This is a genomic window from Kitasatospora sp. NPDC036993 (assembly GCF_055607525.1).
Window position 1 is genome coordinate 293,605 of the sequence record NZ_JBVJRP010000010.1, and the last position, 24,988, is coordinate 318,592.

A 24,988-nucleotide genomic window follows, 5' to 3' on the forward strand; every position below is an offset into this window, starting at 1 on the left:
CTCCTGTCGGGCGCTCCTGACATGACGATGTGTCAGTTCTTCGGATCGGCCTCCCCACTGCCGTCGAACCGGTAGCTGGTCTGGCTGAAGCCGCCCTTGGCGAAGGCGAGGACCTTGGCCGGCCGCACCGCGAAGACGAGGGACTCGCCCCCGGAGGTGTGGGCGAAGCCGCCGTCCGTCACGTGGAACCGCCACTGGCCCGTCCACTTAGCCGTCCAGGCGACGGCGAGGCGTTCGAGCAGCGCGCGGTCGGTGACGCGCAGGGCCGGGCCCTCGACCATCACGTCGAGCCCCCGGTCCCAGTGGTTGCAGCCCGTGGTCAGGACCACGTGGTGGTTGCCGGCCAGGTTCACGGCCTTCTGCTCGTCGGGGCCGGTGGTGAAGTAGAGCTGCCCGTCGAGCCACACGGCCACCAGGGGCGTGGCATGGGGGCGCCCGTCGGAGCGGACCGTCGTGATCCAGAACAGTTGTGCCGCTTCCAGGGCCTCGCGGGCGGTCGCCCAGGGCGTCGCACTGGCATCGGGGTCGCTGAACCGCTCGTCGAGCCGGACTTCCACGTCGTTCATCGTCGTTCGTCACTCCCCACAGGACGGGACGGACAGGCCCCGCCGCGATCGGCGGACATGAGGGACGGTAGCCGCCGGGTCTGACAGTCGGCCGGGACACGGCTACCGGGGCCGGCCGGAATCATGCGGTTCCGGCACCGGCCGTCCGGTGCGGTGGGGGCCTTGGCGTCGAGGAGGGCCGCCTCGCCGTGCGACCGGTCCGCCCGCCCGCGGGGCCGGCGCCCGTCCCGTCCGCCCCCGCCGCGTCCTATTCCGGCGTCCCAGGTCCGGCCCGTCCCCGCTGGTCAGACCCCTGTTCGCCGTCCCACCCTCCCTGTCGCGGCGCCGGGCGTGGCGGCTGGGACGGACCACCGCGCAGGCTTCGGTCGTCCGATCGACGTCCGATCGACACGCCACCCGAGCCGATGCCGAAAGGGGCGCGATCACATGTCCGTCCGCAGTTCCCGCACCCGTCTGGTCACCGCCGCCGCGAGCCTCGTGGTCGGCGCCTTCTCGGTCACCGGGTGCCTCGACAGCGGCAGCGGGGTCATCGAGACGGCGACCGGCCCCTCGCTCAGGGCCGCCGCGCCCACCGCGGCGGCGGCCGCCCCCTCCGCAGAGCCCACCGCCGGCGCGGGCCCCGGTGGCAACGGTGGCAGCGGTGGCACCAATGGCACCGCCGGCACCCCGGCGCCGAAGGCTCCCGCACCCGCCGCCCCCGCGGCTGCGGCCTCCAAGCCGGCCCGCGCCTACGTGGACGACTCCCTCAAGGTCACCTACTGGCAGCAGTCCTCGGGCGACGCCGTCTCCTGGTGACCCGCACCGACCGCCGCACCGACCGCACCGACCACACCCGACGAAGGCAGGCACACCACCATGCTCAGCACCCCTCGCAGGATCGCCCGGCTCCTGGCCGTCTACGCCGGCGTGGCCTTCCAGGTCCTCGTCCTCGGCAGCCCGGACGACCCGGACGGCCCGGGCCTGTCGCGGAGGCCGCCGTCCCCCGGCGCGGGCGCCTGACGCCCCGCCACGCAGCACCGACCCCCGGCAGGCAGGGCCGGAGTTCCCGGCTCCGGCCCGCAGCGCACGCATTGGAGTCCCCATGGCCTTACGGACGGCCGTCACCGCGGAGCCGATACCTTCGCACGTGTCCGCGCTCGACTACGTCATCGGCCCGGCCCTCGAACAGGGCCACGACGTCGCGCTGTACGCCCCGCCGATGTTCCGCCGCGAAGCCCGCCGGCGGAAGGCGGAGTTCCACCGGGCGGGAACGGACTGGACGTACGACCCGGCCGTCCAGCAGACGGCGAGCGGGATCTGGAAGGAGTCGGGGAACGCGCACTTCGACCGCCACGTCTTCGGCCGGCTCTGGCCGGAGCAGGCCGAGGCGAAGGCCCGTGACCTGATCGGCGCGTGGACCCACGAGCGGCCCGATCTGGTGATCGCCGAGTGCAGCGACCTCGGCGCGCACCTCGCGGCGAGGGTCCTGCGGCTGCCCGTGTGGGCAGCGGACAACGGCCTGGGCCCGGTGCTCCTGGACCTGTGGGACACCGACATCGCGCCCGCGCTGGCGTCCCTCTACAAGCGGCACGAGCAGGACACCCCCGTACTGCCACCGATGCTCACCCCCGCCCCGGTCCCCTGGTTCTACGGAACGCCCCCGCCCGCGGCCCGCGCGGTCCGGCGCACCGTCGCGTCGTTCCGTACCGCCGCCCCCGGGTGGCCGGACCGCTCCCCCGCCTCCTCCCGTCCGCTCGTCTACGTGAGCCTCGGCACCCTGACCACCGCCATGCCGGGCCTGCGCGGCGTCGTGGGACGTGTGTACCGGGAGGTCATGGCCGCCCTCTCCGCGGCCGGCTGCGATGCGATCGTGTCCGCGGGCGACCTCACACGGGACCTGCCGAGCGCGGACCCCCGCATCACGGTCGTCGACCACGTCCCGCAGCCCGCACTCCTGCGCCGCGTGGACCTGTTCGTGACCCACGGCGGACGGGCCTCCCTGCTCGACGCCGTCCAGGGGGCAACCCCCCTCCTGGGCCTGGGCGTTCTCGCCGACCAGCCGGACAACACCGCCGCCTTCGCCCGCCGCGGCCTCGGCCGCGCGCTGGACCTCACCGCGACACGGGACGAGATCGCCGCCGCCGTCACGGCCGTCCTCGGCGACTCCCGCCACACCGCCGCCATGACCGCCGCCGGCGCCGAACTGTCACGGCTGCCCTCGCTGGACATCACGCGACTGCGGGCCTGCGCGGGGGCGTAGGCGCGCATCGCTCGCTCATGCACCCCGCACCGACACTCGTGGGCTCCCAGTCCCTGCCCGTGAACGTCCTGGCCGGCCCCGGCGCACCAGCGGTGTCCGAGCTCGCCGAGGCGGGAGCCGCCCGCATCAGCGCGGGATCCTCCATCGCCGAGGCAGCGTACGGGCTGGTCCACCGGGCCACCCGCGAACTGCTGGAGAAAGGCACGACGACCGCACTGGAGGACGGGTTCGACTACGCCACCCTCAACGCGCTGCTTCTGACCGCCGGACACGGCTCAGGTGCGACGGCGGGACTCCTGCCGCCCGAGCCGGCCGGTCGCGGCGGTGAGTGACGGGTCCCCCTCCTTGCGGGTGTCCACGGCCGCCGCCCGGGGCCGGCCGCCGCTCCTGCCGGTCCTCGCCCCGGAGGAGAACCGGCGTACCACCGCCGAATCAGGCGTCGAGCACCTGGCCGTCACGCCTGACGACCGGCCCCTGCGTCGACCACGGGAACTCGATCCAGTCGTCGGTCCTCTTCCACACGTACTCGCACTTCACCAGGGAGTGCGACTTCTCGTAGATGACGGCGGACCGGACCTCGGCGACATGGTCGACGCAGAAGTCGTGCACGAGCCGCAGTGTCTTGCCCGTGTCGGCGACGTCGTCGGTGATCAGGACCTTCTTGTCGGTGAAGTCGATCGCGGCGGGAACGGGCGCCAGCATGACCGGCATCTCGAGAGTGGTGCCCACGCCCGTGTAGAACTCGACGTTCACCAGGTGGATGTTCTTGCAGTCCAGCGCGTACGCCAGGCCGCCCGCCACGAACACCCCGCCGCGGGCGATGCTCAGGACGAGGTCGGGCTCGTAGCCGTCGTCGGCGATCGTCTGCGCGAGTTCGCGCACCGCCCGCCCGAAGGTCTGGTAATCCAGGGTCTCACGCACATCAGTCACGGCGACCAGTCTCCCTTGGCCGCCGGCCGGGCCGCGAACACCGGCACGCTCGGGACCGCAAGTGTGGCGTTCACCACCCCGGCCGCGCGCTCCGGACCGGCCGAGCCGGTACACCATCGGTACACCATCGGTGTACGCTCGTGGTATGGCTGATGCGACGATCAAGGTCTCCCCTGATACGCGTGACCGGCTGGCCGCCCTTGCGGCCACCCGCGGCACCACGATCGGCGCCCAGGTGGCCCTGCTCGTGGAACAGCAGCCCACCGCCGAGCAGATCGCCGAGCGCGTCGCCGAGGGCCGCCGCCTGCTGCGCGAGCACTTCGGGATGACCCTCACCGACACGGAGCTGGACCAGGGCCCGGACCTGCTGCAGCGGGTCTACGGCATCGCCGCGGAGGACGCGCGCGCCAAGGTCGCCCCCCGGCGCAGCGCGTGATCATTCTGGATTCCAGCGCCCTGGCCGCGCTGGCCGCAGGCCACCCGCGTCTGCACCGGATCGTGGATGCCGCTCTGCACAGCCCGTTCCAGCATCTGCTGGTGCCGGTGCTGTGCCTGGTCGAGGCCGAGATCAAGGACGAGGGTGCCGCGCACGCGGTCCTGGCGCTGCCCTCCGTGGAGTTCGAGCCGCTGGACGCGAGTACCGCCGTGGTGGTGGCGAGGATGGTCCGCGACGGTTACGGGGGGCAGGACTTGGCGCACGCGATCGCCACGAGCCTGCCCACTCCGGTGCGTCCGCAGCAGCACCTGGTCCTGACGGCCCGTGCGGAGCTGTATCCGCCGGGGATCGTCACCGTCGACATCGACGACCCCCGCCTGGAGCCGTAGGTCTCGCTGCCGGGAGAGACCGGGAGCGGGCCCGGACACCCGCCGGGCCGCCGTGGAGAATCACCCCATGCGGATCCTGATCGTCACCACCGGCTCCCGCGGGGACGTCGCGCCGTTCACCGGCCTGGGCCGACGCCTGCTGGACACCGGACACGACGTCGCCGTGGTCGCCCATCCGACCTTCGCGACGCTGATCGAGTCCTGCGGCCTGGAGTACCGGCCGCTGCCGGGAGACCCGGAGGAGCTCATCCGGGCCAGGGCCCGCGCGACCTCCCCGGACGAGAGCCGCGCGCTGCTGACCGCGTACGTGGACGGGCTCGCCGGCGGCGTGGAGGACGCCGTGGCGGGCGGCGCCGACCTGCTGCTCACCGCCTTCGCCCCGTCGCCGCTCAGTCAGACGGCCGGGGAGGCCTACGGCGTGCCCGTCCTCGGCACGTACCTCACGCCCGCCTTCGCCACCGGGGAGTTCCCGCTGCCCGGCCCCGCCGGCGGCACGGACCTGGGACCGGAAGGCAACCTCGCGGCCGGACAGGAGCGGCTGCGGAGCGCGGACCGGCTGTTCTCGGGTGCCGTGGCCCGGATGCGCGAGCGCCTCGGCCTTGCCGGCACGCCGCCGCCGGAACCACTCGGCCGCACCCGTCCGGTCGTCCACGGCTACAGCCCCCTGCTGCTGCCGCGCCCGGCGGACTGGCCGGCCCCGGTCGACGTGGCGGGCTTCTGGTGGCCCGCCCGGCCGCTGGGCTGGCAGCCCCCGGCCGAGCTGGCCGACTTCCTCCAGGCCGGTCCGGCCCCGGTGTTCATCGGCTTCGGCAGCATGGCACCGGGCGAGGGCGCGCGGCTCGGCGAGCTGGTGACGGCGGCGGTACGGCGGGCCGGAGTGCGCGCGGTGGTCCAGGCGGGCTGGGCCGGGCTGGAGGCCACGGGCGACGACGTCCTGTCCGTCGGCGACCTCCCCCACGACTGGCTGCTCCCCCGCACGGCCGCCGCCGTCCACCACGCCGGAGCGGGCACCACCGGCGCCGCGCTGCGCGCCGGGATCCCCGCCGTGCCGGTGCCCGTCATGGCCGACCAGCCGTTCTGGGCGGCCCGGCTGCACCGGCTGGGAGTGGCCCCGCAGCCCGTGCCGTTCACGGACCTCACCGCCGAACGCCTCGCCGCCGCGATCACGGCCGCCCTGGCCGAACCGGTCCGCCGCCGCGCGGCCGCCGTCGCCGGGCTCATGGCGGCCGAGGACGGCGCCGGTGCCGTCCTCGCCCACATCGCCCGGATCGACGAGGCCCCCGGCCACTGAGCCCCGCCGCCCACGGACACCCCGGACCGGGACCGGACGAGGCCGGACCACCTGCGGAGGCTCTCGTCGGGCGGGACCGGAACGGGCGTCCTCCGCTGGGGATCCGGTACGGCACCGCCCTCCTGGCGGGGGCACGACCGCGATCCACGGCTGCCCCGGGCCCAGGCCTGCCGGGGTGGTCGTGGCGGCGGCGCCGTCCAACGCGCCGGAGGAGCGGGCTCATCGGGGCCCGGTGGTGCGCCCCAGGATGTCACCGCTGTGCACCGCTGCCACGACGCCGACCACGGGCGTGGACAGGAACGTGAGCAGCACGGGCCCGTAGCCGGCATCGGACGCCACGGCCACGACGACGGTCTCGCCGAGGTACACCGTTCCGGCGACGGTCCCGGCGAGCAGTCCTCGCAGCGAGGCGTGCCGGGCCAGCCACTCGGGTGACAGCGCAAGTGCCGCGCCGGTGATCGCGCCGGTCAGAACGCCGACACCCAGGCTTCCGCCGACCACGATCGCGATTCGGGCGAGTCCCCCGTCAGGGCGTGCGGCTCTTCGAGGAGTCGGGCCACGGCGACGCCGAGCCATGCCGAACAGGCCAGCCCGGCGGGCACGGCTCCGATCCGGACTCCCAGTCGAACACCTCGTCGGACCACAGCGGCGATCACGGCGCGAACCCCCATCACTCGGCCGCGGCCACTCTACGGAAGATATTGAACGCGTTCAAATAACATGTGGGGATGCCGTCCGCGACCCTCGGGACGGGCGCTCAGGCGGCCGTACACGCCGTCGGCAGACAGGCTCTGACCTGGTGTCATTCCGAGAATCGCCTAGGCTGGGGAGTTCTGCCGGGCAGCTTCGGAGGGGACACCGTGAGTCAGGACGACAGCACGTACGACAACGTCCGGATCCAGGTACCGGAGGGCCGGGAAGCGATTCGGAAGCGCCCCGGGATGTACATCGGCTCGACCGGTGAACGGGGCCTGGGCCAGATGGTGTTCGAGGTCGCCGACCGGGCCGTGAACGAAGTCCTGGCCGGCCGGGCCGGCCGCGTCGACATCACCCTCACGTCCGACGGCGGGGTGCGCGTCGCGGACGACGGCCCGGGCGAGAGCAGCCTGGAGGCCCTGACGCCCCGGACAGGGGCCGGGGCGGGGCTCGGCGGCCGCCATGACGTGATGCTCGGCCGCGCGGGCGTTGGCCCCGTCGTCGCCAACGCCCTGTCGAGCCGGTTGACGGCCGAGGTCCGGCGCGAGGGCGTCCGACGGGTGCGGGAGTACGCTCGCGGTGTCGCCGTCACCCCGGTCACCGACGCGGGGCCGGCGGCCGGCAGCGGCACCACCGTCACCTTCTGGCCGGACACCGAGATCTTCGGGGCGACGGAGTTCCCGTTCGACGACCTGGCGGACCGCTTCCGGGAACTCGCGCTGCTGAACCGGGACTTGGACGTCCTGCTGACCGACAGCCGCCGCTCGGACGGCCCCCGGTCGCTCCGGTTCCGGTTCCCCGGCGGGACGCGGGACCACGTCCGCCTCCTCGACGCGCGCACGGCGCACGGCGGCCCCGACGACCCCGGTGGCCCCGACGTCATCGGCTTCGAGCAGGAGGACCCGCGGATGGCGGGGACGATGGAGGTGGCCCTCCGCTGGCGTGACGCCCCTGACGAGCGGGTCCGGAGCTTCGCCAACTGCCACCCCACCCCCCGTGGCGGCACCCACGAGGCGGGATTCCGCGACGGGGTGGCGGCCGCGCTCGACGCCTACGCACGACGCCGGGACCTGCTGGGCGCGGCGGACCCCGGCCTCACCGCCCGGCAGGCCGGCGCGGGCCTGACCGCGGTCGTGTCGGTGAAGCTCGACCGGCCCGAGTTCCACGGCTCCACCCGCGACGTGCTCGGCGACGACACCGTGCGCGGCTGCGTCGGGCGGGCCGTCCGGGAGCACCTCGGCGCGTGGCTGGAGGCGCACCCGGAGCAGGCCGCGGCCGTCGTCCGGCAGGCCGCCCGGAGCGCGTGAGCGCCCCGGGCCCGCCGCCTCCCTCAAGGCGGCGGGGCCGGGGCCGTTCGGCGCCGGACGGCGTCAGGCGGGGCGGATGCCCGGGTTGCCGGCCTCGGTGACGAAGGAGGCGGCGGTGGAGAGGGTGCCGCCGGGGCGGGTGATGTGGGAGACCACCCGGTAGTCGGCGCGGGCCCGGCGCTGGTCGAGGGTGAGCACGGTGTAGCCGCGGCGCCCGTCGTAGTACTTCATGTGCGGGTTGGCCGCCATGAGGGTGCTCCAGTTGGACGGCTTCTCCTCGCCGTCGCCGTCGCTGCTGATCGAGGTTCCGACGAACTCCACGCCCACGGTACGGGAGTTGGGGTCGTCGAAGTTGCGCTTGACGTCCAGGGCGTAGGCCACGTGCACGTCGCCGGTGAGCAGCACCAGGTTCTTCACGCCGGACTGGTCGACGGTCTTCAGGAAGCGCTCGCGGGCGGCGGGGTAGCCGTCCCAGGCGTCCATGGAGAGCTTGGAGCGGTCGGCGGTGGTGTTCTTGCGGCGGGAGAAGACGACCTGCTGGGGTACGACGTTCCAGGTGGCCTTGGAGTGGCGCAGGCCGTCGGCGAACCAGCGTTCCTGGGTGGCGCCCATCAGGGTGCGCTTGGCGTCGTCGGACTCCGGGGTGGGGTACTGCCAGCCGTCGCCGTTGGCCTGGTCGTCGCGGTACTGGCGGGTGTCGAGGATGTCGAACTGGGCCAGCTTGCCGTAGTGGACGCGCCGGTAGAGGGTCAGCTCGGTGCCGCGGGGCTGGGGCATGCGCAGCGGCTGGTTCTCCCAGTAGGCGCGGTAGGCGGCGGCGCGGCGGGCGACGAAGGGGGCCGGGTCCTGGTTCTTCTCCGGGATGCCGGCGGCGTAGTTGTTCTCCACCTCGTGGTCGTCCCAGGTGACGTACCAGGGGTGGGCGGCGTGCGCGGCCTGGAGGTCGGGGTCGTTCTTGTAGAGGGAGTAGCGCAGCCGGTAGTCCTCGAGGGTGGTGGTCTCGTGGTTGAAGTGGGCCGCGAGGGTGCGGTCGGTGTACTTGCGGTCGCCGCCGACGGAGTCGATGCCGTACTCGTAGATGTAGTCGCCGACGTGGAAGACGGCGTCCAGGGACTCGTTGGCGAGGTGGCGGTAGGCGGTGAAGTAGCCGTCCTCGTAGGCCTGGCAGGAGACGAAGGCGATGCGGGCGCTGTCGAGCTTCCTGCCGCGCGGCGGGGCGGTGCGGGTGCGGCCGACGGGGCTGGACCAGGAGCCGACGGTGAAGCGGTACCAGTACTCGCGTGCGGCGTCGAGGTCGTCGACGTCCACGTGGACGGCGTAGTTGAACTCGGCGTGGGCGCGGGCGGTGCCGCGCCGCTCGACGCGGCGGAACTTCTCGTCGCGGGCGATCTCCCAGCCGACCTTCACCGAGCCGGTGGGCGGCAGGCCGGCGCCGGGCTCCAGCGGGCGCGGGGCCAGGCGGGTCCACAGGACGACGGCCTCGGAGGTGGCGTCGCCGGAGGCCACGCCGAGGGTGAAGGGGTTGTCGCCGATGGCGCGCGGGGCGATCTCGTTGTCGGCGGCACCGGCGGTGGGGATGTTGACGCTGAAGGCGAGCGCGGCGGCGGCCGAGGTGACGGTCAGGAAGCGGCGCCGGTCGAGGCGGGCGGCGGCCTCGCGCAGCATCCGGTCGGCGGTGGAGTGGTCGGCGGGGCGGGTCATGGGGGGTGGTGGCCTTTCGCTGCTCGGGGGGTGTGCGAAGGGAATTGGAGTGGACCGCCCCGTACGGCGGGGGTCGGGATCAGGGCAGCAGAGTGATCATCTGATGGGAGCCCCGTGAAGGTCCGGCATATCGCCCCGAGCTGCTCGGAATGCTGCATTCCGGTCTCTTCCACCTCCGCCCCGACCTGTCCTGCCCCGCCCTGACCGGTCTCGGCCCGCTCGGCCGCGGGCATCCCGGCCGCCGGCGGGCCCGGTGGGCGCGGCTCGCACCATGGGCCGGTCAAGCCCCCCTGCCCGCGCTCACCCGCCCCCCGCACTCACCCGGCGTTCAGACGACTTCCAGGTTGGCCATCATCCCCATGTCCTCGTGTTCGGCGTTGTGGCAGTGGAAGAGGTAGCGGCCGCGGTAGCCGTCGAAGCGGGTGATGATCTCCGCGGACTCCCCGGGGCGCAGCGAGACGGTGTCCTTGAGGCCGGCGTCGTGGGGCAGTGGGGGTCTGCCGCCGCGGGTGAGGATGCGGAAGCCGACGAGGTGGAGGTGGACGGGGTGGTGGACGTCCGCGATCAGGCGCCAGATCTCGGTGTCGCCGAGGGGGACGGTGACGTCGGTGCGGGCGGGGTCGAAGGGCCGGCCGCCGATGAGCCAGCCGTGGCCGCCGTTCATCCGGCCGGCGCGGAAGGCGAAGTCGCGGGTGCGGACGGCGTCCTGGCGGTGCCAGTCGGGCAGGTCGGTGGCGAGGACGGGTGGGATGCGGCTGTCGTCGGTGGCGGGGCGGGTGATGCGGAAGGCCATGACGTCGCGGGTGCGGCCGGTGCCGAGGCGGTTGACGAGGCGGACGAGGGAGCCGATGGGGGCGGTGGCGAAGTCGATGACGAGGTCGTGGCGTTCGGCGGGGGCGGTGGGCAGGGTCCGGTGGGTGACGGGGGTGGCGAGCAGGCCCTGGTCGGCGCCGATCTGGACGAGGTCGAGGCGGCGGCCGTCCTCGGTGAGGGCTTCGAGTTCGTAGTGGCGGGCGTTGGAGGCGTTGAGCAGGCGCAGCCGGTGGCGGGTGGCGTCGGTCTCGTGGACGGGCCAGGGGGCGCCGTTGACGAGGATGACGTCGCCGAGGACGCCGGCGAGGTGGGGTTCGGTGACGCCGGGGGTCGTGCGCAGGGTGGGGTCGAGGGAGGGGTAGCTGAGGGCGCCGTCGGCGGTGAAGGCCCGGTCGGTGATCATCAGGGGGATCTCGCGGGGGCCGGCGGGCAGGCCGAGGTTGTCCTCGGTGTCGTCGCGCACGATGTGGAGGCCGGCGAGGCCGCGCCAGATGGCGGGGGCGGTGTAGTCCATGCGGTGGTCGTGGTACCAGAGCAGGGTGGGGCGTTGGTCGTTGGGGAAGGTGTAGTCGCGTTTCAGGCGGCTGGTGACGGCGCGGGGGTCGGTCATGTGGCCGCCGGTGCCGTGGCCGTCCGTGCCTGACATGCCTGCCATGCCCGGCATGGTGTGGGGGGTGTCGGGCCAGGCGGCGGGCAGGACGAGGTCGGTGGGGTAGCCGTCGGAGTCCGCGGGGGTGCGGCCGCCGTGGAGGTGGACGACGGTGGGGACGGGGAGTTCGTTGTGGTGGGTGACGGTGACGGGCCGGCCGCGGCGGGCCTCGATGGTGGGGCCGGGGAAGGTGCCGCCGTACGTCCACAGGCGGGTGGTGAGGCCGGGCAGGATCTCGGCGGTGGTCTCGCGCTGGACGATGTCGTAGTGGTCGGTGCCGCCGGCGGTGGAGACGGGTCTGGCGACGGCGGGCAGGGGCAGCGGGACCTGGTACGGGGGTGGCAGCGCCGCGGTGCTGCGCAGTCGGGCGCCGGTGGTGGCGGGGCGGCGGGCGAGGGCGGCGGCGGTGGCGAGTGAGGCGGTGGTGAGCAGGCCGAAGGCGCCGCCGATGCCCAGAATTTGACGACGCGTCAGGCCGGGTGGGCGGTTGTCGTGGGGCTCAGGCACGGTCGTCCCCCTCGCGCGCGGGGGCGGTGCGCCGTGCGGGCAGCGGGGTGCGCCACAGGGCGGTGGTGAGGACGACGGTGCCGGCGATGGTGGCGACGCCCAGGGGCAGGTGCAGCCACAGGGCGCCGCCGAGTCCGGCGAAGTACTGCACGGTCTCGGCGGCGGCCACGGCGAGGCTGGCGGCGAGCGGCCAGGCGCGGCGCAGCCGTAGCCACAGGACGAGGGCGGCGATCAGCTGGAGGTAGCCGAGGGTGGTGACGGCGTCGGCGCCGGCGGCGTGCCAGCCGAGGGCGTCGAAGTCTCCGCTGAGGTAGACGCCGGCGAAGACGGGCTGGCCGAACAGGACGGCGGTGTGGGCGGCGGCCAGGGCGCGCAGGGTCCGTCCGGCGGGCCCGGTCCGCTCCCCCGCGGCGGACCGGGCCTCGGGCTCCGGTGGGGTCCTGGGGGCGGCGATGGCCATGGGGGGTCCTTCCTCGTACCGGTCTCGGGCCGCACCGTGTGCCGGTGTGCGGCCCCGCCCCCGACGCTATGACCGTCCGGTTATCCTGTCCAAGATCAGTATTGCTATGGCGTGATGACCGTGGGGGCATGAGGACTTCGTGGACCTGAACACGCTCACCCAGTTCCTGGCGGTGGCGCGGCTGGAGCACCTGAGCCGGGCGGCCGGGGAACTGCGCGTCGCCCAGCCGTCGTTGAGCCGATCCATCGCCCGGCTGGAGGCCGAGCTGGGCACGCCGCTGTTCGAGCGCGGCGGGCGGCTGCGGCTGAACGACGCCGGGCGGCTGTTCCGCGACTACGTGGAGCGCTCGCTGGGCGAACTGGAGGCCGGACGGCGGGCGGTGGCCGAGGCCGCCGCGCAGGGGCCGGGCACGGTGCGGCTGGCCTCGGAGACCTTCCTGGCCTTCGGCGGGCCGCTGGCCGCGTTCAAGCGCGCCCACCCGGGGGTGGAGATCGAGCTGCACCAGCTGTCCGCGCGGGAGACGGCGCGGCGGCTGCGCGCCCAGGACGTCGACCTCGCCGTGGTCTCCCAGCCGGTCGCCGCCGAGGGCCTGGAGTCGGTGCTGCTGCTGGACGAGGAGGTGGGGCTGGCCGTCCCGGTGGGCGATCCGCTGGCCCACCGCACCGCGGTGGGCGTCGAGGAGCTCGCGCAGCGGCCGTTCATCGCCGCCCGGCCCGGGCACTGGCAACGCCGCCTGCTGGACCGGCTGTTCGCCGCCCACGGCCTGGTGCCGCGGATCGTCTGCGAGAGCGACGAGGCCGGCGCCATCGCCGAACTGATCAGCGCGGGCCTGGGCGTGGGCCTGGTGCCCGCCATCGCCCGGCGCACCGCGACCCGGCTGCCGCTGGTGTGGGTCGGCGTGGACAGCCCCGAGTGCCGGCGCTCGCTGACCCTGTTCTGGGACGGTCAGGCGCGCCTGCCCGCCGCCGCCCGCCGGCTGCGCGAGGCGATCGCGGGCTGGGACTGGGCGGACGGCGGGCAGGCGGACGGCAGCCGGGCGGACGGCGGGTTCTGACGACGGGCAGGCGGACGGCAGCCGGGCGGACGGCGGGTTCTGACGACGGGCCCGGTCGGGGACCCGGTCAGAGCCTGGCGGCCGAGAAGGTGTCGCACTGGGCGGCGTCGCCGCTGCGGTAGCCGGTGGTGAACCAGGCCTTGCGCTGCTCGGCGGAACCGTGCGTCCAGGCCTCCGGGTTGATCCGCCCGGTGGCGCCCTGCTGGATCCGGTCGTCGCCGACCGCCGCGGCCGCGTCCAGGCCCTGGGCGATGTCCTGGTCGGTGAGCGAGGCGATCAGCGGACGGCCGGTGGAGGCCTGCGGGGTGGTCGTGGCGTGGTGCGCCCACACCCCGGCGTAGCAGTCGGCCTGGAGCTCCAGGCGCACCGAGCCGCTGTTGGCGCCCTGGCGGTCGTTGCCGACCTTCTGCATGGCGCCGGTGAGGTTCTGGATGTGGTGGCCGTACTCGTGGGCGACGACGTAGGACTCGGCGAACGGGCCGCCCTTGGCGCCGAAGCGGGCGGACAGCTCGTTGAAGAAGCCCAGGTCGAAGTAGGCCTTCTTGTCGCCGGGGCAGTAGAACGGGCCCACCGCGGAGGTCGCCGACCCGCAGGCGGTGGAGACCTGACCGGTGAACAGCACCGTCTCGGCGTTCTTGTACGGGACGTTGGCGCGCTTCGGCAGCTCGGTGCGCCAGAACTCCTGGAGGCTGTTGGTGACCGCCACGATCCGGCAGTCCTGGCGCTTGTTGGCGTCCGCGCCGGTCTTGCAGGCCTGCTGCACCTCGCCGGCCGTCCGGGTGCCGGAGGAGTTGGAGGAGGAGCCGTCGCCGGAGGACAGGCCCAGCAGCTGCGGGTCGACGCCGAGGATGACCGCGAACAGCACCGCGATCAGGCCCACGGCCCCGCCGCCGATGGCGACCTTCCCGCCCGGGATGCCGCGCCGGTCGTCCACCTGCGAGGTGTCGAGGTCGCCCTGGTCGTCGAACTGCATGTGCCCCTGCCCTGCCCGCTTCTGCCGGTCGCTTCTGCCGGTCGCTTTTGTGCGTTCTGGTGACGGTCTGTACCGTCACGGCCCAGCCCAGCCTACGGGCCCCGGCCCCCGCCCCGGCGCAGCGGGGCCCGGTCGGGGCCGGGGCGCTGTAGCGGCGCCGCCCGGCCCTCCCGTCACGGGGAGGACCGGGCGGCACATGCCCAGCGGGGCGGCACGTGCTCAGCCGGGCCGCACTGATCAGCCGGCCGGCGCGGGCGCCGGGGCGTAGCCGGCCGGGCGGGTGGTGAAGGTGCCGCGGCCCTGGGTGCGGCCGCGCAGGCGGCCCGCGTAGCCGAAGAGTTCGGCCAGCGGTACCAGTGCGCTGACTTGGGCGGTGGTGCCGGTTCCCGGTTCGGTGGCCCGGACGTGGCCGCGGCGGGCGGCGAGGTCGCCGAGGACGGCGCCCAGCGCGTCCTCGGGCACGGTGACGCTCACCTCGGCGAGGGGTTCCAGCAGGTGCGTCCGCGAGGCGCGCAGTGCCTCGCGCAGGCCGAGGCGGGCGGCGGTGCGGAAGGCGAGTTCGGAGGAGTCCCTGGGGTGGGTGGCCCCGTCGGTGAGGGTGACGGCGACGCCGGTGACCGGGTGGCCGCCGAGCGGGCCCTCGGCCAGGGCGTCGCGGCAGCCGGCCTCGACGGCCTGCACGTACTCGCGCGGGACCCGTCCGCCGGTGACGGTGGAGGTGAACGCGAACTCCCCTTCGGTGTCCGGAGGCAGGGGGTGGACGTCGAGGACGAGGCGGGCGAACTGGCCCGCGCCGCCGTCCTGTCTGGCGTGCCGGTGGACGAAGCCGGTGACGCCCTCGACGAGGGCCTCGCGCAGCGCGACCTTCGGCCGGCCGACCGCGGCCTCGATGCCGCTGTCGCGCCGGATCTTCTCCACCGCGACCTCCAGGTGCAGTTCGCCCAGGCCGGACAGGATGCGCTGGCCGGTCTCCGGGTCGGTGGCCACGCGCAGCGAGGGGTCCTCCTCGGCCAGGCGGGCCAGCGCCGTGGCGAGCCTGTCGGTGTCGGCGGCGCGGCGGGCCTCGACGGCGACGGTGACGACCGGTTCGGCGCTCACGGGGGCCTCCAGGACGATGGGGTGGCCGGCGTCGCACAGGGTGGCGCCGACGCGGGTGTGCTTGGGGCCGACGACGGCGACGATGTCGCCGGCGCGGGCGCGTTCGGTCTCGGTGTGGCGGTCGGCCAGGACGGTGGTCTTGCCGGCGTCGACGTGGGCGAGGATGCCGAGGTTGCGGACGGCGGCGATGGTGTCCGTGGTCGCGGCGGTGATCGCGATGGTGGTGTGGGTGCGCATGGCCCGGGTGCCTTTCGAGGCGGTTCTTCGTGGTGGCGGGCGCGCGATCGGGCAGTGCCGGTGAACTGACTGATCGTCAGATGTGCTTCCGCGAGAAGGCCTCGGGGATCGGACCGGGGCCGGATTCAGGCGGTGGCGGCACTGCTCCGGTGCCGGCCGCGCAGCGGGCACCGGGAGGACGGGGGCACCAGGATCACCTCGTACCGCGACGCGGGAGAGGGGGCGGCGGCGCTCTGCTTGGGCACGGCCGCTCGCCCCCTCTCCTCGTTGCTGTCGTCACGGTCGGCGCGGTCGTCACGGTCGGCGCGGTCGGCCGCGCGTCGGAGCGCGGCCGCGTGGCGAGTGTAGGGACGGCGGGCCCGTCGGGGCGACGGGTTTTACGGGGCCGGGCTCTACGGCGCCGGGCTGGACGGCGTCCCGAAGCGCAGCACCGGCTCGGACCAGCCGTCGTCGCTCACCCCGGCGTCCAGGGCGGCGCCGATGGCGCGTTCCTCGTACGCGAAGTGGGAGTCCATGATGGCGGCGAGCCCGTCGAGTTCGCGTCCGATCGCCTCCGGGTCGGCACCGGGCGCGGCACCGGGGACGGCGCCGGGGACGGCGCCGGCGGCGGCCTGGTCGGCGAGGTCGCGCACCCGGGTGAGGATGTGGGTGATGAAGCCGTGGTCCTCGACGAGTTTGGCGATGGTCGGCGCCAGGTCGGGCCGTTCGCGCAGGAGTTGGGCGAACAGGCCGGTGTCCTCGCCCTGGTGGTGGTTGGTCAGGGCGGTGCAGAAGGCCAGGCAGTGGGTGAGGAGCCGGCCGTCGTCGGCGTCCGGGCGTCGTGGTCCGCCGAGGTTGGTGCGCAGGTCGGCGAGGCGGCGGCGCAAGTCCTGGTGCGCGCGGGAGAGTTCCAGGCTGAGGGCGGCCGTACGGCCGGTGGAGGGGGAGGCCACGGGGGCGGTCCCTTCGGTTCGGCACCTCCATGCCTGACGCGGTCCGTCATCGGCACGCGATGCTCGGGCCATCCGATCACGTGGCCCGGCCGGCGGGCAAGTGGGGCCCTGCGGACGGTTCCGCGGCAGGCCCCGCGGACGGTTCGGCCGCCCGGGCGCGTGGGCGGCCGAGCAGGATTCCGGCGGCCACCAGCGCCAGTCCCGCCGCCTGGCGCGCCCCGAAGGGGTCGCCGTCCAGCGCGGTGCCCAGCAGCACGCCGGTGAGCGGGTTGAGCAGTCCGAGCAGGCCCACCGTGGCGGCCGGCAGGTGGCGCAGCCCGGCGAACCAGCAGGCGAAGGCGAGCGCGGTGGCGATGACGGTGGTGTAGCCGAAGGCGAGCAGGGTGGGCCCGTCCACGGCCGGGGGCGCGCCCTCGACGAGGACGGCGGGCGGCAGCAGGACCAGGCCGCCCGCGGTCAGCTGCCAGGCGGTGGCGGCGAGCGGGTCGGCGCCCTCGCGCCAGCGGGCGGCCAGGACGTAGCCGACGGAGGAGATCAGCATCGCCGCCGCCGAGGCCGCCAGACCCGTCCAGCCGATCCCGCCGCCGGGCCCGGGCAGGGCGAGCGCGACCCCGGCCAGGCCCACCACCGCGCCCGCCAGGTGGGCGCGGCGCGGGCGCTGCCCGGCCAGTGCCCAGGCGGTGAGCAGCATCGCGAGGGGGGAGGCGGCCATGACGGTGGCGGCGGCACTGGTGGGCAGCAGCTGGGAGGCGAGGTAGAGCAGGACGAAGAAGACGGCGGTGTTGAGCAGGCCCAGCAGGGCGCTGCGCCACCACCAGGGGCCGTGCGGGCGGCTGCGGGCGAGGGCGAGCAGCAGCAGTCCGGCGGGCAGGGCGCGCAGGGCGGCGCCCCACAGGGGGTGGCCGGCGGGCAGGTGGGCGTGGGTGACCCAGTAGTTGGCGCCCCAGGCGACGGGGGCGAGGGCGGTGAGCAGCACCCATCGCATATTGGCTTCCATGGAAGGCAATATAGCTTCCCGGGAAGCTACCCGGGTTAGGATGGCCGCATGGAGCACTCCGCCGGGCAGCACCCCGATCACGTCGCGCAGATCCAGGCCGGGTGGCGGCGCGAGCGCCCCGACCTGGACGTCTCCCCGCTGGCCGTGATCGGGCGCCTGCACCGCCTGGCCGCACGCCTGACCGCCGAGCTGACCCTCGTCTACCAGCGCTACGGCCTGAGCGAGGGCGAGTTCGACGTGCTCGCCGCGCTGCGCCGGGCCGGCGCCCCGTACGAGCGGGCCCCGGGCGAACTGGCCGCGCACACCATGGTGACCACGGGGGCGATGACCAAGCGGATCGACCGTCTGGAGCGCGCCGGGCTGGTCACCCGCCGCCCGGCGGTGGACGACCGGCGCGGGCGGGTGGTCGCCCTCACCGACGCCGGGCGGCGCCTGTTCGACGAGGCGTTCACCGCCCACATCCGCAACGAGCACCGCCTGCTGGCGCACCTGGCCCCCGAGGAGGCGGGCGCCCTGCGGACGCTGCTCACCGCCTGGCAGCACCGCCTGGACGGCGCCGGGGGCGACACCGGCCCCGGCACCGGGCCCGACGCAGGGCCCGACGCAGGGAGCGTGCACCGTGCGGAGTCGAGTGGTGACGGCCGGTCATGAGAAGCTGACCCATGACCAGCGCACCGCCCCCGTCCTCCCCACCGCCGCCGCCCGGCCACCGGTCCGACTCCGCTCCCCCGCCCGGCTGGGGGAACCCGGCGGTGCGGGCCGACCGGCGCCTGGTGGCGATGCTGCAGGAACTGCGGGTGCTCCAGACCGGCGTGCAGATCGTCTTCGCCTTCCTGCTCGGCGTCGCCTTCACCCCGCGCTTCGCCCAGCTCACCGACGCCCAGCAGGACATCTACGTCGTCACGCTGCTGCTGTCGGTCGTCGCCGCGGCCGTCCTGGCCACCCCCGTCGCCCTGCACCGCGGCCTGTACCGCCACCCCGGCAAGGAGCGGATCGTCGCCGTCTCGGTCCGCGTCGCCCAGGTGGGCCTGCTGCTGCTCGCCACCGCGCTGACCGGCGCCGTACTGCTGGTCCTCGACGTCGTCCTCGGCACGGTGCCGGCGGTGCCGATCACCTGTGCCATCGCGCTGACCTTCGCCGGGCTGTGGTTCGTCCTGCCCTGGACGCTGCGCCGCTCCGCCAACCGCGACCGGGCCTGACCAGACCTGACCGCACCCGTCTCCCCCACCCCACGGAGCCCGTCCGCATCCGGACCGTCTAGCGTGCCGGTATGCACACAGACGACAGCCCGTGGGACGTCCTGCTGATCGGCGGTGCCTCCGGGCTCGGCAAGAGCCGGGCCGCCGCCCACCTGTCCGCGCGGCACGGCGCGTTCGTGGTCGAGTTCGACGACGTGGTGGCCGCCCTCCAGGCCGCCACCACCCCCGACGGCCACCCCGGACTGCACCACTTCGACGACCTGCCCGACCCCGACGCACTGAGCGCCGACCGTGTCCTGGAACTCCAGATCGCCACCGCCCGCGCCCTGGACGACGCGCTGCTGGGCGTCGTGCGCAACCGGCTCACCGTGCCCGTGCCCGCGATCGTGGAGGGCGACTACCTCACCCCGGCCGCCGCCGCCCGCGCCGCCGCGGAGGCCGCCGGACAGGGCCGGCGGGTACGCGCGGTCTTCCTGCACGAGGACGACCCCGCGCGCATCGGCGCCAACTACGCGGAGCGCGAGCCGGATTGCGGCCCCCAGACCGGGCGCGCCGCCGTCAGCGCGCGCTACAGCGCCTGGCTCGCCGGGCAGGCCCGCGCACACGCGCTGCCCGTGGTCGACTGCCGCCCGTACGCCACCCTGCCCGAGCGCCTGGCCGCCGCCCTCGCGTGACGGCGGCCGGGCGGGGCAGGTCAGCCCTCCTCGATGTCCGAGATGAGCTTGGTGCTCAGGTCGCTCTGCACCGCCAGCCGGGTGTGCCCGGCGTCGGGGCCGGTGCCCCAGGTGAGGGTGACGGTGGTGAACAGGTGCCCGGCACCCGAGTCGTGGTAGCGCACCTCCCAGTGGGTGGGCACGTCCTGCGCGCGCAGCACGCCGTCGGCGTGGTTGGCCTCCTCCCAGGCCGCCAGCCGCTGGCGCAGGTCCTCGGTGAGGTAGTGGGCGCGCAGCTGCGTACCCAGGTCGTCGGTGCCGTCGTCGACGGCGTCGACGTAGGCGCCGTAGAAGTCGGCCACCCGGTCCACCGCGGAATCCGGGCTGCCGCCCCGCACCGCGGAGCCCGCGGCGGTGTCGGTGTCGGTCATGAACGTCCCCGTCCCTCAGGGCCGGGGACGCGCTCCCGCCCCGGCCGGCCACTCGAACCGGACGGCCCAACGAACCGCCCCCGGAAAGGTTGCGGCCCGGACCGTCCCCGTCCGCGCGGCGGTCAGCCCTGCGCCCGCCGCCCGTCCCGTCCGCCCTGCCCGTCCCGCCCGACCTGCCCGTCCGGCCCGTCGTCGTAGGCGGCTGCGTCGTCGTAGGCGGTGCGCGCCGCCAGCACGTGCGGCATGTGGCGCTCCGCCCAGGCCTTGATCTGCCGCATGAGCGGCAGCAGGTCCCGGCCGAGCGCGGTGAGCGCGTAGTCGACCCGGGCCGGCACCCCGGCGGTGACGGTGCGGCTGACCAGCCCGTCGCGTTCCAGGGCGCGCAGGGTCTGGGTGAGCATCTTCTCGCTCACCCCGGCCAGGCGCCGGCGCAGGCCGCTGTAGCGCAGCGGACCGTCGGCGAGGGCGTTGACGACCAGGCTGACCCACTTGTCGCCGATCCGGTCGAGGAGTTGGCGCGCCGGGCACCAGGCGAGGTAGGCGTCGTAGGCGGCCGCCTCGGCGGCGCGGCGCTGGGCGGCGTCGGTGGTGGGCACCGGCCCACTCTCCTTTCCGTTCGGTACGCACTTCCCGGTGCGTACTTCCCGGTGGAGAGTAACTCTCCTTAGGTTGGGCGAAGTTGCCGAGCCGTGAAGGGTGTGTGTGATGCGAGCCGTGGTGGTGCGGGAGTTCGGCGGTCCCGAGGTCATGGAGCTGGTGGAGGTGCCGCTGCCGCAGCCGGGGCGCGGCCAGGTGCGGGTGCGGGTGGCGGCGGCCGCGGTCAACCCGGTGGACGTGGTCACCCGCTCCGGGCTGCTCGCCGGGGCCGGGCTGATGGCGCCCCGGGCGGTGACCGGCCTCGGCTGGGACGTGGCCGGGACGGTGGACGCCGTCGGGCCCGGCGTGACGGAACTCGCCCCCGGGCAACGGGTGGTGGGCCTGCGCGACCGCCTGGACACCGACCTCGGCACCTACGCCGAGCACGTCGTCCTGGACGCCGGCACGCTCGCCCCCGCCCCGGCCGGCGCCGGCTTCGCCCAGGCCGCGACGCTCCCCCTGAACGGCCTCACCGCGGACCAGGCCCTGGACCGGCTCGGCCTTCCCGCCAGCTCCACCGTCCTGGTCACCGGCGCCGCGGGCGCGGTCGGCGGATTCGTCGTCGAACTGGCCGCCCTGCGCGGCCTGCGGGTGGTCGCGCTGGCCGGGCCGGACGACGAACAGCTGGTGCGCGGCCTGGGCGCCCAGTGGTTCGTGCCGCGCACCGCGCCCGACCTCGCCGCCGCCGTACGGGAGTCGGTGCCCGGCGGGGTCGACGGCGCGGTCGACGCCGCCCTGCTGGGTATACGGGCCCTGGGCGCGGTGCGCGGACGCGGCGCCTTCGTCGCGGTCGCGGCGGGCAGCGCGCCGCCGGCCCTGCGCGGCATCCGGGTCACCAACGTGTGGATCACCGCCGACGGCCCCGCCCTCACCCGCCTGTCCGCCCTCGCCGCCGACGGCCGCCTCACCCTGCGGGTCGCCGGCACCCTGCCCCTGGAGCGGGCCGCCGACGCCCACCGCCGCCAGGAGGCCGGCGGCCTGCGCGGCCGCCTGGTCCTGACCCCCTGACCGCACCCCGGAACGGGGGAAGGCCGCCCACGCCGGACGGCCTGAACTGCGGGTGGCCTGAACTGCGGGGCCGGAGTGGGAAGTCGGACCGGCCGACTTCCTACTCCGCCCCCTGGCCCGCGGAGTCCGCACCGCCGCCCGCGCCGCCCGTGACGGGCCTGGTGTGGAGGACTTCGCGGGCCTGTTCGGCGGCGCGCACGATGCTCTCGCTGATGAAGTCGAGGAAGCGGGCGATGTTCTCCAGGCGGATCGCGGCGGGGGTGCCGGGGCCGAGGACGGCGACGCCCTCGCGGGCGGCCTCGATGACCCTGTCGTTGGCGCGGGCGCTGGCGATGACCGCCTGGTAGTAGAGCTCGTCGTCGACGATGTAGCGGTCGCGGCGGCGTTCGTCGCGTTCCCGGCGCACCAGGCTCTGGCTCTCCAGGAAGGCGATCGCCTTGGAGATGGAGGCGGGGCTGACCTGGAGGCGCTGGGCCAGTTCGGCGGCGGTGAGGCTGCCCGCGTCGGTGGTCGACAGGCAGGTGATCACCCTGGCGCCCATCCGGGACAGGCCCGAGCCCATCAGGACGGTGGTGAACTGCTCCTCGTACGCGGCCACGGCCTCGCTGTCACGCCCTGGCTGCCGCGGCCCGGGCCGCGGGGTGCCGGCAGGGGCGGGCGGGCGGCGCTGGGCGCGGCGCTCGGTGGCCCGGTGGGCGAGGTCGGCGCGGTAGGCGACGGGGCCGCCGTTGCGCATCACCTCGCGGGTGACGGTCGAGGTGGGACGTTCCAGGCGCCGGGCGATCTCGGCGTAGGGCAGGCCGTCGGCCAGCCCCAGCGCGATCTGCTGGCGTTCCTGCTGGGTGAGCCTGCCTCCCGGCATCGCGCTTCTCCTCGGTTCTCGCGGGTTCTCACCGGCGCGTGCTGCCCGGCCGCCCCCACCATAGCGTTCACCCTTCATCCATTGCAATGATCACGGCTGCCGTCGTTGCATTGCCCGGCATGCCCGTTGCAACACTTTCCCATCATTCACCTGCAATATCGCCGATCTGACGCAACGAATTAGTTGCCGATCCATTGAAAGCAACGTAGCGTTTCCAATGTCAGAAACACCAACGGGGCGGATCCGAACCGGGTCCCCGCCCCACCCGCACCCGTACCGGGAGAACACCGTGCAGACGTTCGACACCCCCGCCGCGATCACCGCCGTCCTGGACGTCCCCGGCGGCCGCGTCCAGCTCATCGCCGCCGAGCGCACCGACACCACCGTCGAGGTCCGGCCCGCCGATCCCGGCAAGAACCGGGACGTCCAGGCCGCCGAGCGGACCACCGTCTCCTACGCCGACGGCGTCCTGCGGATCGTCACCCCCGCCGCCGGACACCAGCTCCTCGGCCCCACCGGCTCCCTGGAGGTCACCGTCCGGCTGCCGGCCGGCTCCGCCGTCGAGGGCAGGGCGGCCGCCGCCGAGCTGCGCGCCGTCGGCCGCCTGGGCGAGATCGCCTTCGAGGGCGCGTACCGCCAGACCAAGATCGACGAGGCCGCGGGCCTGCACCTGACCGCCGTCGACGGCGACGTCGAGGTCGGCCGGCTCGCCGGCCCCGCCCGGATCAGCACCACCCGCGGCGACATCCGCATCACCGAGGCCCACCGCGGCACCGTCGAACTGGCCACCCAGTCCGGGAACATCACGGTCGGCGCCGCCGCCGGCGTCTCCGCCGCCCTGGACGCCGGCACCGGCCACGGCCGCATCGGCAACGCCCTGCGCAACGACGGCACCACCGTGCTCGACATCCGCGCCACCACCAGCCACGGCGACATCACCGCCCACAGCCTCTGACCCCGGCCCGGGGCCCGACACCCTCCAGGGGGACGACATGACGAACACCGCCCCACCCCCGACCCACCCGACCGCCTGGACCGGCATGGTGCCGGTCGACGACACCGCCCTGGCCGCCACCGACACCGGCGGCCCCGGCCTGCCCGTGCTCTACCTCAACGGCCAGTTCGCCACCCAGGGCTACTGGCGCCGGGTCATCGCCGAACTCGGCCCCCGGTGGCGGCACATCACCTACGACGAGCGGGCCCGCGGCCGCAGGTCGAAGCGCTCCGCGGACTACTCCTTCGAAGCCGCCGTCCGGGACGTCGACGCCGTCCTCGCCGCCCGCGGCGTGGACCGGGCGCTGCTCGTCGGCTGGTCCTACGGCGCGTTCGTCGCCGCGCACCGGGCCTCCCGCCACCCCGGCCGCACCGTCGGCACCGTCCTCGTCGAGGGCGCCCAGCCCTACGACTGGCTCACCGACGACCTGGAACGGCGCATCCGCCGCCAGTTCCGGCTGTGGGGCCCGGTCATGGCACTGCTGCGCCCCACCGGCCTGACCCCGCGGATGACCCCCGGGCAGATGGCCGACTGCAACGTCGAACTCGGCCTGGTCGCCCGCGAACTGGGCCCGGTCCTGGACGCCCTCACCGTCCCGACCCGGTACGTGGTCGCCTCGGGAACGTCGCTGGGCAGCCGCGGCGACGAACAGGAGGTCATCCGCGCGAGCCTGCCGGCGCTGGCCGAGCGCAACCCGTACGTCGAGGTCGGCGCGAAGGTCGCCAGCAACCACGACGCGATCCTGAGGAAGGACTTCCGCGCCGTCGCCGACGCCGTACGCGAGGTCGCCGCCCTCGACCGCCCCGGGGCCGGCCACTGACGGCCCCCACCACCCGCCACCACCACGACACGGCCGGGCACTGCGATCATGGAACGCATGACCGAGGAACCGGACCCGCTCGCGGACCTGTGGCCGCCCGCCCCGCCCACCGCAGCCGGCTGGCTGCCGGAGCTGTGCGGCGACGGCCTGACCGGGTTCATGCCGCCCGCGATGCCCGCCGCGGCCTGGGTGCTCAACGCCATGTACGAGCACGAGCGGGGGCCGACCGCGCTCTCCCACCACGAGGAGCGCCAGGCACGCCTGGCCGACGGGAGCGCCGAGCCCCAACTCGTCGCGCCGGGCGTCGACTTCGACACGGCGGGCGTCGTCACGGGCGGCGACCTGGGCCGCGCCGGGCACCCCGGCGCCGGCTGGCGGCGGCTGCGCTGGGCGGAACTCGCCGGACGCACCGGCGACCCGGCCGTGCCCGACGGGCTGCTGCCGTCCCGCGCCTGCTTCCCCTCCGTCAGGAAGCGGGGCAGCTTGCCGCTCGGCATCCTCCCGCCCACCGAGGGCAGCCTGGACCGCGAGAGCTGGAACCGGCTGACCGCCGTCCTCGCCGCCCACAGCCCGGCCGGCCCGGACACCCGCTGCCTGGCCTACTACAGCCCGCTGACGCTCGGAGCGGACGCCGACTACCACAACGCCCACGTCCGCACGGGCCGCCTCGGCGACGCCGGTGTCCTGTACGACAACCCGCGGACCCACTTCAGCCCGTCCAACCTCTGGGCCGAGGACCGCTCCTGGCTCCTGGGCACCGACTACGACCTGTGGGCCACCAAGGTCGCCGGGCCCCCGGCCCTGATCGAAGCACTGCTGGACGACGCCGGGCTCGAAGCCGTCCGGCTGCCCTGACCACCACCGCGCGCGGCGCCGGGCAGCCCGGTGCTCCGGCCGCGTCACAGGTCCCGGAAGGTGCCGAAGGCGCTCGCCACCCTGCTTCGTCCTCCCGCCGGACCCGGCCGACCCGCGCCGCGGCGCCCTGGAGGTGGACAGCCCCGGCATGCTGTCCGTCGCCTGCGCCCTGTTCGACCGACTCTGGTCCGTGGCAGACCCGTTCGGAGCCTGTGTCCCGGTGGACGGGCAGGGCCTCACCGCGGCCGAACGCAC

The 24,988-nt window shown here is 74.9% G+C and carries 28 protein-coding genes and 1 pseudogene; 16 read left to right on the forward strand and 13 right to left on the reverse strand.

The annotated features are described in order from the left end of the window. Positions 1–32 precede the first annotated feature (32 nt). Positions 33–566, reverse strand: coding sequence for a pyridoxamine 5'-phosphate oxidase family protein (locus ACZ7C5_RS23145; RefSeq protein WP_401090543.1), 534 nt, complete (start codon positions 564–566; stop codon positions 33–35). A 426-nt stretch (positions 567–992) separates the two neighbouring features. Here ACZ7C5_RS23145 and ACZ7C5_RS23150 point away from each other — a divergent pair, with 426 nt between their 5' ends. From ACZ7C5_RS23150 to ACZ7C5_RS23165, 4 genes are all read left to right on the forward strand, one after another. Then, positions 993–1,361, forward strand: a complete 369-nt coding sequence (locus ACZ7C5_RS23150) for a hypothetical protein (RefSeq protein WP_470323360.1) — start codon at positions 993–995, stop codon at positions 1,359–1,361. A 60-nt stretch (positions 1,362–1,421) separates the two neighbouring features. Next, positions 1,422–1,565 carry a hypothetical protein gene (locus tag ACZ7C5_RS23155; RefSeq protein ID WP_401090539.1) on the forward strand — a complete coding sequence of 48 codons (144 nt, stop codon included), beginning with the start codon at positions 1,422–1,424 and terminating at the stop codon, positions 1,563–1,565. Positions 1,566–1,647: 82 nt separating this feature from the next. Then, positions 1,648–2,805, forward strand: coding sequence for a glycosyltransferase (locus ACZ7C5_RS23160; RefSeq protein ID WP_470323361.1), 1,158 nt, complete (start codon positions 1,648–1,650; stop codon positions 2,803–2,805). A gap of 17 nt (positions 2,806–2,822) precedes the next feature. After that, positions 2,823–3,137: an isocitrate lyase/phosphoenolpyruvate mutase family protein gene (locus ACZ7C5_RS23165; protein ID WP_470323362.1), complete on the forward strand. Its 315-nt coding sequence runs from the start codon at positions 2,823–2,825 to the stop codon at positions 3,135–3,137. Between the two features lie 100 nt (positions 3,138–3,237). Here the strand turns inward: ACZ7C5_RS23165 and ACZ7C5_RS23170 are convergent, their stop codons facing one another. Beyond that, positions 3,238–3,735, reverse strand: coding sequence for a phosphoribosyltransferase (locus ACZ7C5_RS23170; RefSeq protein WP_188298224.1), 498 nt, complete (start codon positions 3,733–3,735; stop codon positions 3,238–3,240). A gap of 145 nt (positions 3,736–3,880) precedes the next feature. Here ACZ7C5_RS23170 and ACZ7C5_RS23175 point away from each other — a divergent pair, with 145 nt between their 5' ends. The 3 genes from ACZ7C5_RS23175 to ACZ7C5_RS23185 all read left to right on the forward strand — a co-directional run bounded on the left by ACZ7C5_RS23175 (position 3,881) and on the right by ACZ7C5_RS23185 (position 5,851). Continuing rightward, entirely contained in the window at positions 3,881–4,171 is a 291-nt protein-coding gene (locus ACZ7C5_RS23175; protein ID WP_188298223.1) for a hypothetical protein, read from the forward strand. Then, positions 4,168–4,560 (forward strand): PIN domain-containing protein, encoded by a 393-nt coding sequence (locus tag ACZ7C5_RS23180; RefSeq protein ID WP_188298222.1) that lies wholly within the window; start codon positions 4,168–4,170, stop codon positions 4,558–4,560. The genes ACZ7C5_RS23175 and ACZ7C5_RS23180 overlap by 4 nt, the downstream gene beginning before the upstream one ends. Before the next feature lie 67 nt (positions 4,561–4,627). After that, positions 4,628–5,851, forward strand: coding sequence for a glycosyltransferase (locus tag ACZ7C5_RS23185; RefSeq protein ID WP_401090532.1), 1,224 nt, complete (start codon positions 4,628–4,630; stop codon positions 5,849–5,851). A gap of 219 nt (positions 5,852–6,070) precedes the next feature. Here the strand turns inward: ACZ7C5_RS23185 and ACZ7C5_RS23190 are convergent, their stop codons facing one another. Beyond that, positions 6,071–6,352 (reverse strand): hypothetical protein, encoded by a 282-nt coding sequence (locus ACZ7C5_RS23190; protein ID WP_470323363.1) that lies wholly within the window; start codon positions 6,350–6,352, stop codon positions 6,071–6,073. 359 nt (positions 6,353–6,711) lie between these two features. Between ACZ7C5_RS23190 and ACZ7C5_RS23195 the strand changes: the two genes are divergently transcribed. Continuing rightward, positions 6,712–7,854: a DNA gyrase subunit B gene (locus ACZ7C5_RS23195; protein WP_470323364.1), complete on the forward strand. Its 1,143-nt coding sequence runs from the start codon at positions 6,712–6,714 to the stop codon at positions 7,852–7,854. Between the two features lie 63 nt (positions 7,855–7,917). Here the strand turns inward: ACZ7C5_RS23195 and ACZ7C5_RS23200 are convergent, their stop codons facing one another. The 3 genes from ACZ7C5_RS23200 to ACZ7C5_RS23210 form a co-directional block, all read right to left on the reverse strand. Continuing rightward, positions 7,918–9,555, reverse strand: coding sequence for an alkaline phosphatase D family protein (locus ACZ7C5_RS23200; RefSeq protein WP_401090526.1), 1,638 nt, complete (start codon positions 9,553–9,555; stop codon positions 7,918–7,920). Between the two features lie 328 nt (positions 9,556–9,883). Beyond that, complete coding sequence (locus ACZ7C5_RS23205; protein ID WP_401090524.1) at positions 9,884–11,524, reverse strand: multicopper oxidase family protein; 1,641 nt, start codon at positions 11,522–11,524, stop codon at positions 9,884–9,886. After that, entirely contained in the window at positions 11,517–11,984 is a 468-nt protein-coding gene (locus ACZ7C5_RS23210) for a hypothetical protein (protein ID WP_401090522.1), read from the reverse strand. Before ACZ7C5_RS23210 ends, ACZ7C5_RS23205 begins: the two co-directional genes overlap by 8 nt. Positions 11,985–12,123: 139 nt before the next feature. On the opposite strand from ACZ7C5_RS23210, the gene ACZ7C5_RS23215 reads away from it, so the two are divergent. Next, positions 12,124–13,038 carry a LysR family transcriptional regulator gene (locus ACZ7C5_RS23215; protein WP_401090520.1) on the forward strand — a complete coding sequence of 305 codons (915 nt, stop codon included), beginning with the start codon at positions 12,124–12,126 and terminating at the stop codon, positions 13,036–13,038. A gap of 67 nt (positions 13,039–13,105) precedes the next feature. Here ACZ7C5_RS23215 and ypfJ read toward each other — a convergent pair whose 3' ends face one another. The 4 genes and pseudogenes from ypfJ to ACZ7C5_RS23235 form a co-directional block, all read right to left on the reverse strand. Further along, positions 13,106–14,011: a KPN_02809 family neutral zinc metallopeptidase gene (ypfJ, locus tag ACZ7C5_RS23220; RefSeq protein WP_401090518.1), complete on the reverse strand. Its 906-nt coding sequence runs from the start codon at positions 14,009–14,011 to the stop codon at positions 13,106–13,108. 237 nt (positions 14,012–14,248) lie between these two features. Further along, positions 14,249–15,241 (reverse strand): annotated as a pseudogene (locus ACZ7C5_RS23225) (translation factor GTPase family protein); the annotation flags it as partial. 497 nt (positions 15,242–15,738) lie between these two features. Further along, positions 15,739–16,278, reverse strand: a complete 540-nt coding sequence (locus ACZ7C5_RS23230) for a hemerythrin domain-containing protein (RefSeq protein ID WP_470323365.1) — start codon at positions 16,276–16,278, stop codon at positions 15,739–15,741. Positions 16,279–16,354: 76 nt separating this feature from the next. Then, on the reverse strand, positions 16,355–17,275 hold the full coding sequence (locus ACZ7C5_RS23235; RefSeq protein WP_470323366.1) for a DMT family transporter: 921 nt from the start codon (positions 17,273–17,275) through the stop codon (positions 16,355–16,357). Between the two features lie 48 nt (positions 17,276–17,323). Here ACZ7C5_RS23235 and ACZ7C5_RS23240 point away from each other — a divergent pair, with 48 nt between their 5' ends. The 3 genes from ACZ7C5_RS23240 to ACZ7C5_RS23250 all read left to right on the forward strand — a co-directional run bounded on the left by ACZ7C5_RS23240 (position 17,324) and on the right by ACZ7C5_RS23250 (position 19,148). Beyond that, positions 17,324–17,926, forward strand: a complete 603-nt coding sequence (locus tag ACZ7C5_RS23240) for a MarR family winged helix-turn-helix transcriptional regulator (RefSeq protein ID WP_401090513.1) — start codon at positions 17,324–17,326, stop codon at positions 17,924–17,926. 11 nt (positions 17,927–17,937) lie between these two features. Then, positions 17,938–18,474, forward strand: coding sequence for a DUF6328 family protein (locus tag ACZ7C5_RS23245; RefSeq protein WP_401090511.1), 537 nt, complete (start codon positions 17,938–17,940; stop codon positions 18,472–18,474). A 71-nt stretch (positions 18,475–18,545) separates the two neighbouring features. Next, on the forward strand, positions 18,546–19,148 hold the full coding sequence (locus ACZ7C5_RS23250; RefSeq protein ID WP_401090510.1) for an AAA family ATPase: 603 nt from the start codon (positions 18,546–18,548) through the stop codon (positions 19,146–19,148). 20 nt (positions 19,149–19,168) lie between these two features. Here ACZ7C5_RS23250 and ACZ7C5_RS23255 read toward each other — a convergent pair whose 3' ends face one another. Beyond that, entirely contained in the window at positions 19,169–19,558 is a 390-nt protein-coding gene (locus ACZ7C5_RS23255; protein ID WP_470323367.1) for a hypothetical protein, read from the reverse strand. Positions 19,559–19,680: 122 nt separating this feature from the next. Further along, positions 19,681–20,154 (reverse strand): winged helix-turn-helix transcriptional regulator, encoded by a 474-nt coding sequence (locus tag ACZ7C5_RS23260; RefSeq protein WP_470323368.1) that lies wholly within the window; start codon positions 20,152–20,154, stop codon positions 19,681–19,683. Between the two features lie 109 nt (positions 20,155–20,263). Here ACZ7C5_RS23260 and ACZ7C5_RS23265 point away from each other — a divergent pair, with 109 nt between their 5' ends. After that, positions 20,264–21,202: an NADP-dependent oxidoreductase gene (locus ACZ7C5_RS23265; RefSeq protein WP_470323369.1), complete on the forward strand. Its 939-nt coding sequence runs from the start codon at positions 20,264–20,266 to the stop codon at positions 21,200–21,202. Between the two features lie 100 nt (positions 21,203–21,302). On the opposite strand, the gene ACZ7C5_RS23270 is transcribed toward ACZ7C5_RS23265, so the two are convergent. Beyond that, a complete protein-coding gene (locus ACZ7C5_RS23270) occupies positions 21,303–22,064 on the reverse strand; it encodes a helix-turn-helix domain-containing protein (RefSeq protein WP_401090502.1) in 762 nt (253 codons plus the stop codon). A gap of 289 nt (positions 22,065–22,353) precedes the next feature. Between ACZ7C5_RS23270 and ACZ7C5_RS23275 the strand changes: the two genes are divergently transcribed. From ACZ7C5_RS23275 to ACZ7C5_RS23285, 3 genes are read left to right on the forward strand one after another with little or no spacing between them, the layout of a single operon-like run. Continuing rightward, a complete protein-coding gene (locus ACZ7C5_RS23275; protein ID WP_401090500.1) occupies positions 22,354–23,019 on the forward strand; it encodes a DUF4097 family beta strand repeat-containing protein in 666 nt (221 codons plus the stop codon). A gap of 37 nt (positions 23,020–23,056) precedes the next feature. Next, positions 23,057–23,878: an alpha/beta fold hydrolase gene (locus ACZ7C5_RS23280; RefSeq protein ID WP_401090499.1), complete on the forward strand. Its 822-nt coding sequence runs from the start codon at positions 23,057–23,059 to the stop codon at positions 23,876–23,878. A 57-nt stretch (positions 23,879–23,935) separates the two neighbouring features. Beyond that, on the forward strand, positions 23,936–24,733 hold the full coding sequence (locus ACZ7C5_RS23285; protein WP_470323370.1) for a hypothetical protein: 798 nt from the start codon (positions 23,936–23,938) through the stop codon (positions 24,731–24,733). The last annotated feature ends 255 nt before the right edge of the window (positions 24,734–24,988 follow it).

What these genes read in the sequence shown, in the direction of transcription:
- ACZ7C5_RS23145 (WP_401090543.1), bottom strand. Translation starts at nt 566, where the DNA reads ATGAACGACGTGGAAGTCCGGCTCGACGAGCGGTTCAGCGACCCCGAT.
- ACZ7C5_RS23150 (WP_470323360.1), top strand. Translation starts at nt 993, where the DNA reads ATGTCCGTCCGCAGTTCCCGCACCCGTCTGGTCACCGCCGCCGCGAGC.
- ACZ7C5_RS23155 (WP_401090539.1), top strand. Translation starts at nt 1,422, where the DNA reads ATGCTCAGCACCCCTCGCAGGATCGCCCGGCTCCTGGCCGTCTACGCC.
- ACZ7C5_RS23160 (WP_470323361.1), top strand. Translation starts at nt 1,648, where the DNA reads ATGGCCTTACGGACGGCCGTCACCGCGGAGCCGATACCTTCGCACGTG.
- ACZ7C5_RS23165 (WP_470323362.1), top strand. Translation starts at nt 2,823, where the DNA reads ATGCACCCCGCACCGACACTCGTGGGCTCCCAGTCCCTGCCCGTGAAC.
- ACZ7C5_RS23175 (WP_188298223.1), top strand. Translation starts at nt 3,881, where the DNA reads ATGGCTGATGCGACGATCAAGGTCTCCCCTGATACGCGTGACCGGCTG.
- ACZ7C5_RS23185 (WP_401090532.1), top strand. Translation starts at nt 4,628, where the DNA reads ATGCGGATCCTGATCGTCACCACCGGCTCCCGCGGGGACGTCGCGCCG.
- ACZ7C5_RS23200 (WP_401090526.1), bottom strand. Translation starts at nt 9,555, where the DNA reads ATGACCCGCCCCGCCGACCACTCCACCGCCGACCGGATGCTGCGCGAG.
- ACZ7C5_RS23210 (WP_401090522.1), bottom strand. Translation starts at nt 11,984, where the DNA reads ATGGCCATCGCCGCCCCCAGGACCCCACCGGAGCCCGAGGCCCGGTCC.
- ypfJ (WP_401090518.1), bottom strand. Translation starts at nt 14,011, where the DNA reads ATGCAGTTCGACGACCAGGGCGACCTCGACACCTCGCAGGTGGACGAC.
- ACZ7C5_RS23235 (WP_470323366.1), bottom strand. Translation starts at nt 17,275, where the DNA reads ATGGAAGCCAATATGCGATGGGTGCTGCTCACCGCCCTCGCCCCCGTC.
- ACZ7C5_RS23240 (WP_401090513.1), top strand. Translation starts at nt 17,324, where the DNA reads ATGGAGCACTCCGCCGGGCAGCACCCCGATCACGTCGCGCAGATCCAG.
- ACZ7C5_RS23245 (WP_401090511.1), top strand. Translation starts at nt 17,938, where the DNA reads ATGACCAGCGCACCGCCCCCGTCCTCCCCACCGCCGCCGCCCGGCCAC.
- ACZ7C5_RS23250 (WP_401090510.1), top strand. Translation starts at nt 18,546, where the DNA reads ATGCACACAGACGACAGCCCGTGGGACGTCCTGCTGATCGGCGGTGCC.
- ACZ7C5_RS23255 (WP_470323367.1), bottom strand. Translation starts at nt 19,558, where the DNA reads ATGACCGACACCGACACCGCCGCGGGCTCCGCGGTGCGGGGCGGCAGC.
- ACZ7C5_RS23265 (WP_470323369.1), top strand. Translation starts at nt 20,264, where the DNA reads ATGCGAGCCGTGGTGGTGCGGGAGTTCGGCGGTCCCGAGGTCATGGAG.
- ACZ7C5_RS23270 (WP_401090502.1), bottom strand. Translation starts at nt 22,064, where the DNA reads ATGCCGGGAGGCAGGCTCACCCAGCAGGAACGCCAGCAGATCGCGCTG.
- ACZ7C5_RS23280 (WP_401090499.1), top strand. Translation starts at nt 23,057, where the DNA reads ATGACGAACACCGCCCCACCCCCGACCCACCCGACCGCCTGGACCGGC.
- ACZ7C5_RS23285 (WP_470323370.1), top strand. Translation starts at nt 23,936, where the DNA reads ATGACCGAGGAACCGGACCCGCTCGCGGACCTGTGGCCGCCCGCCCCG.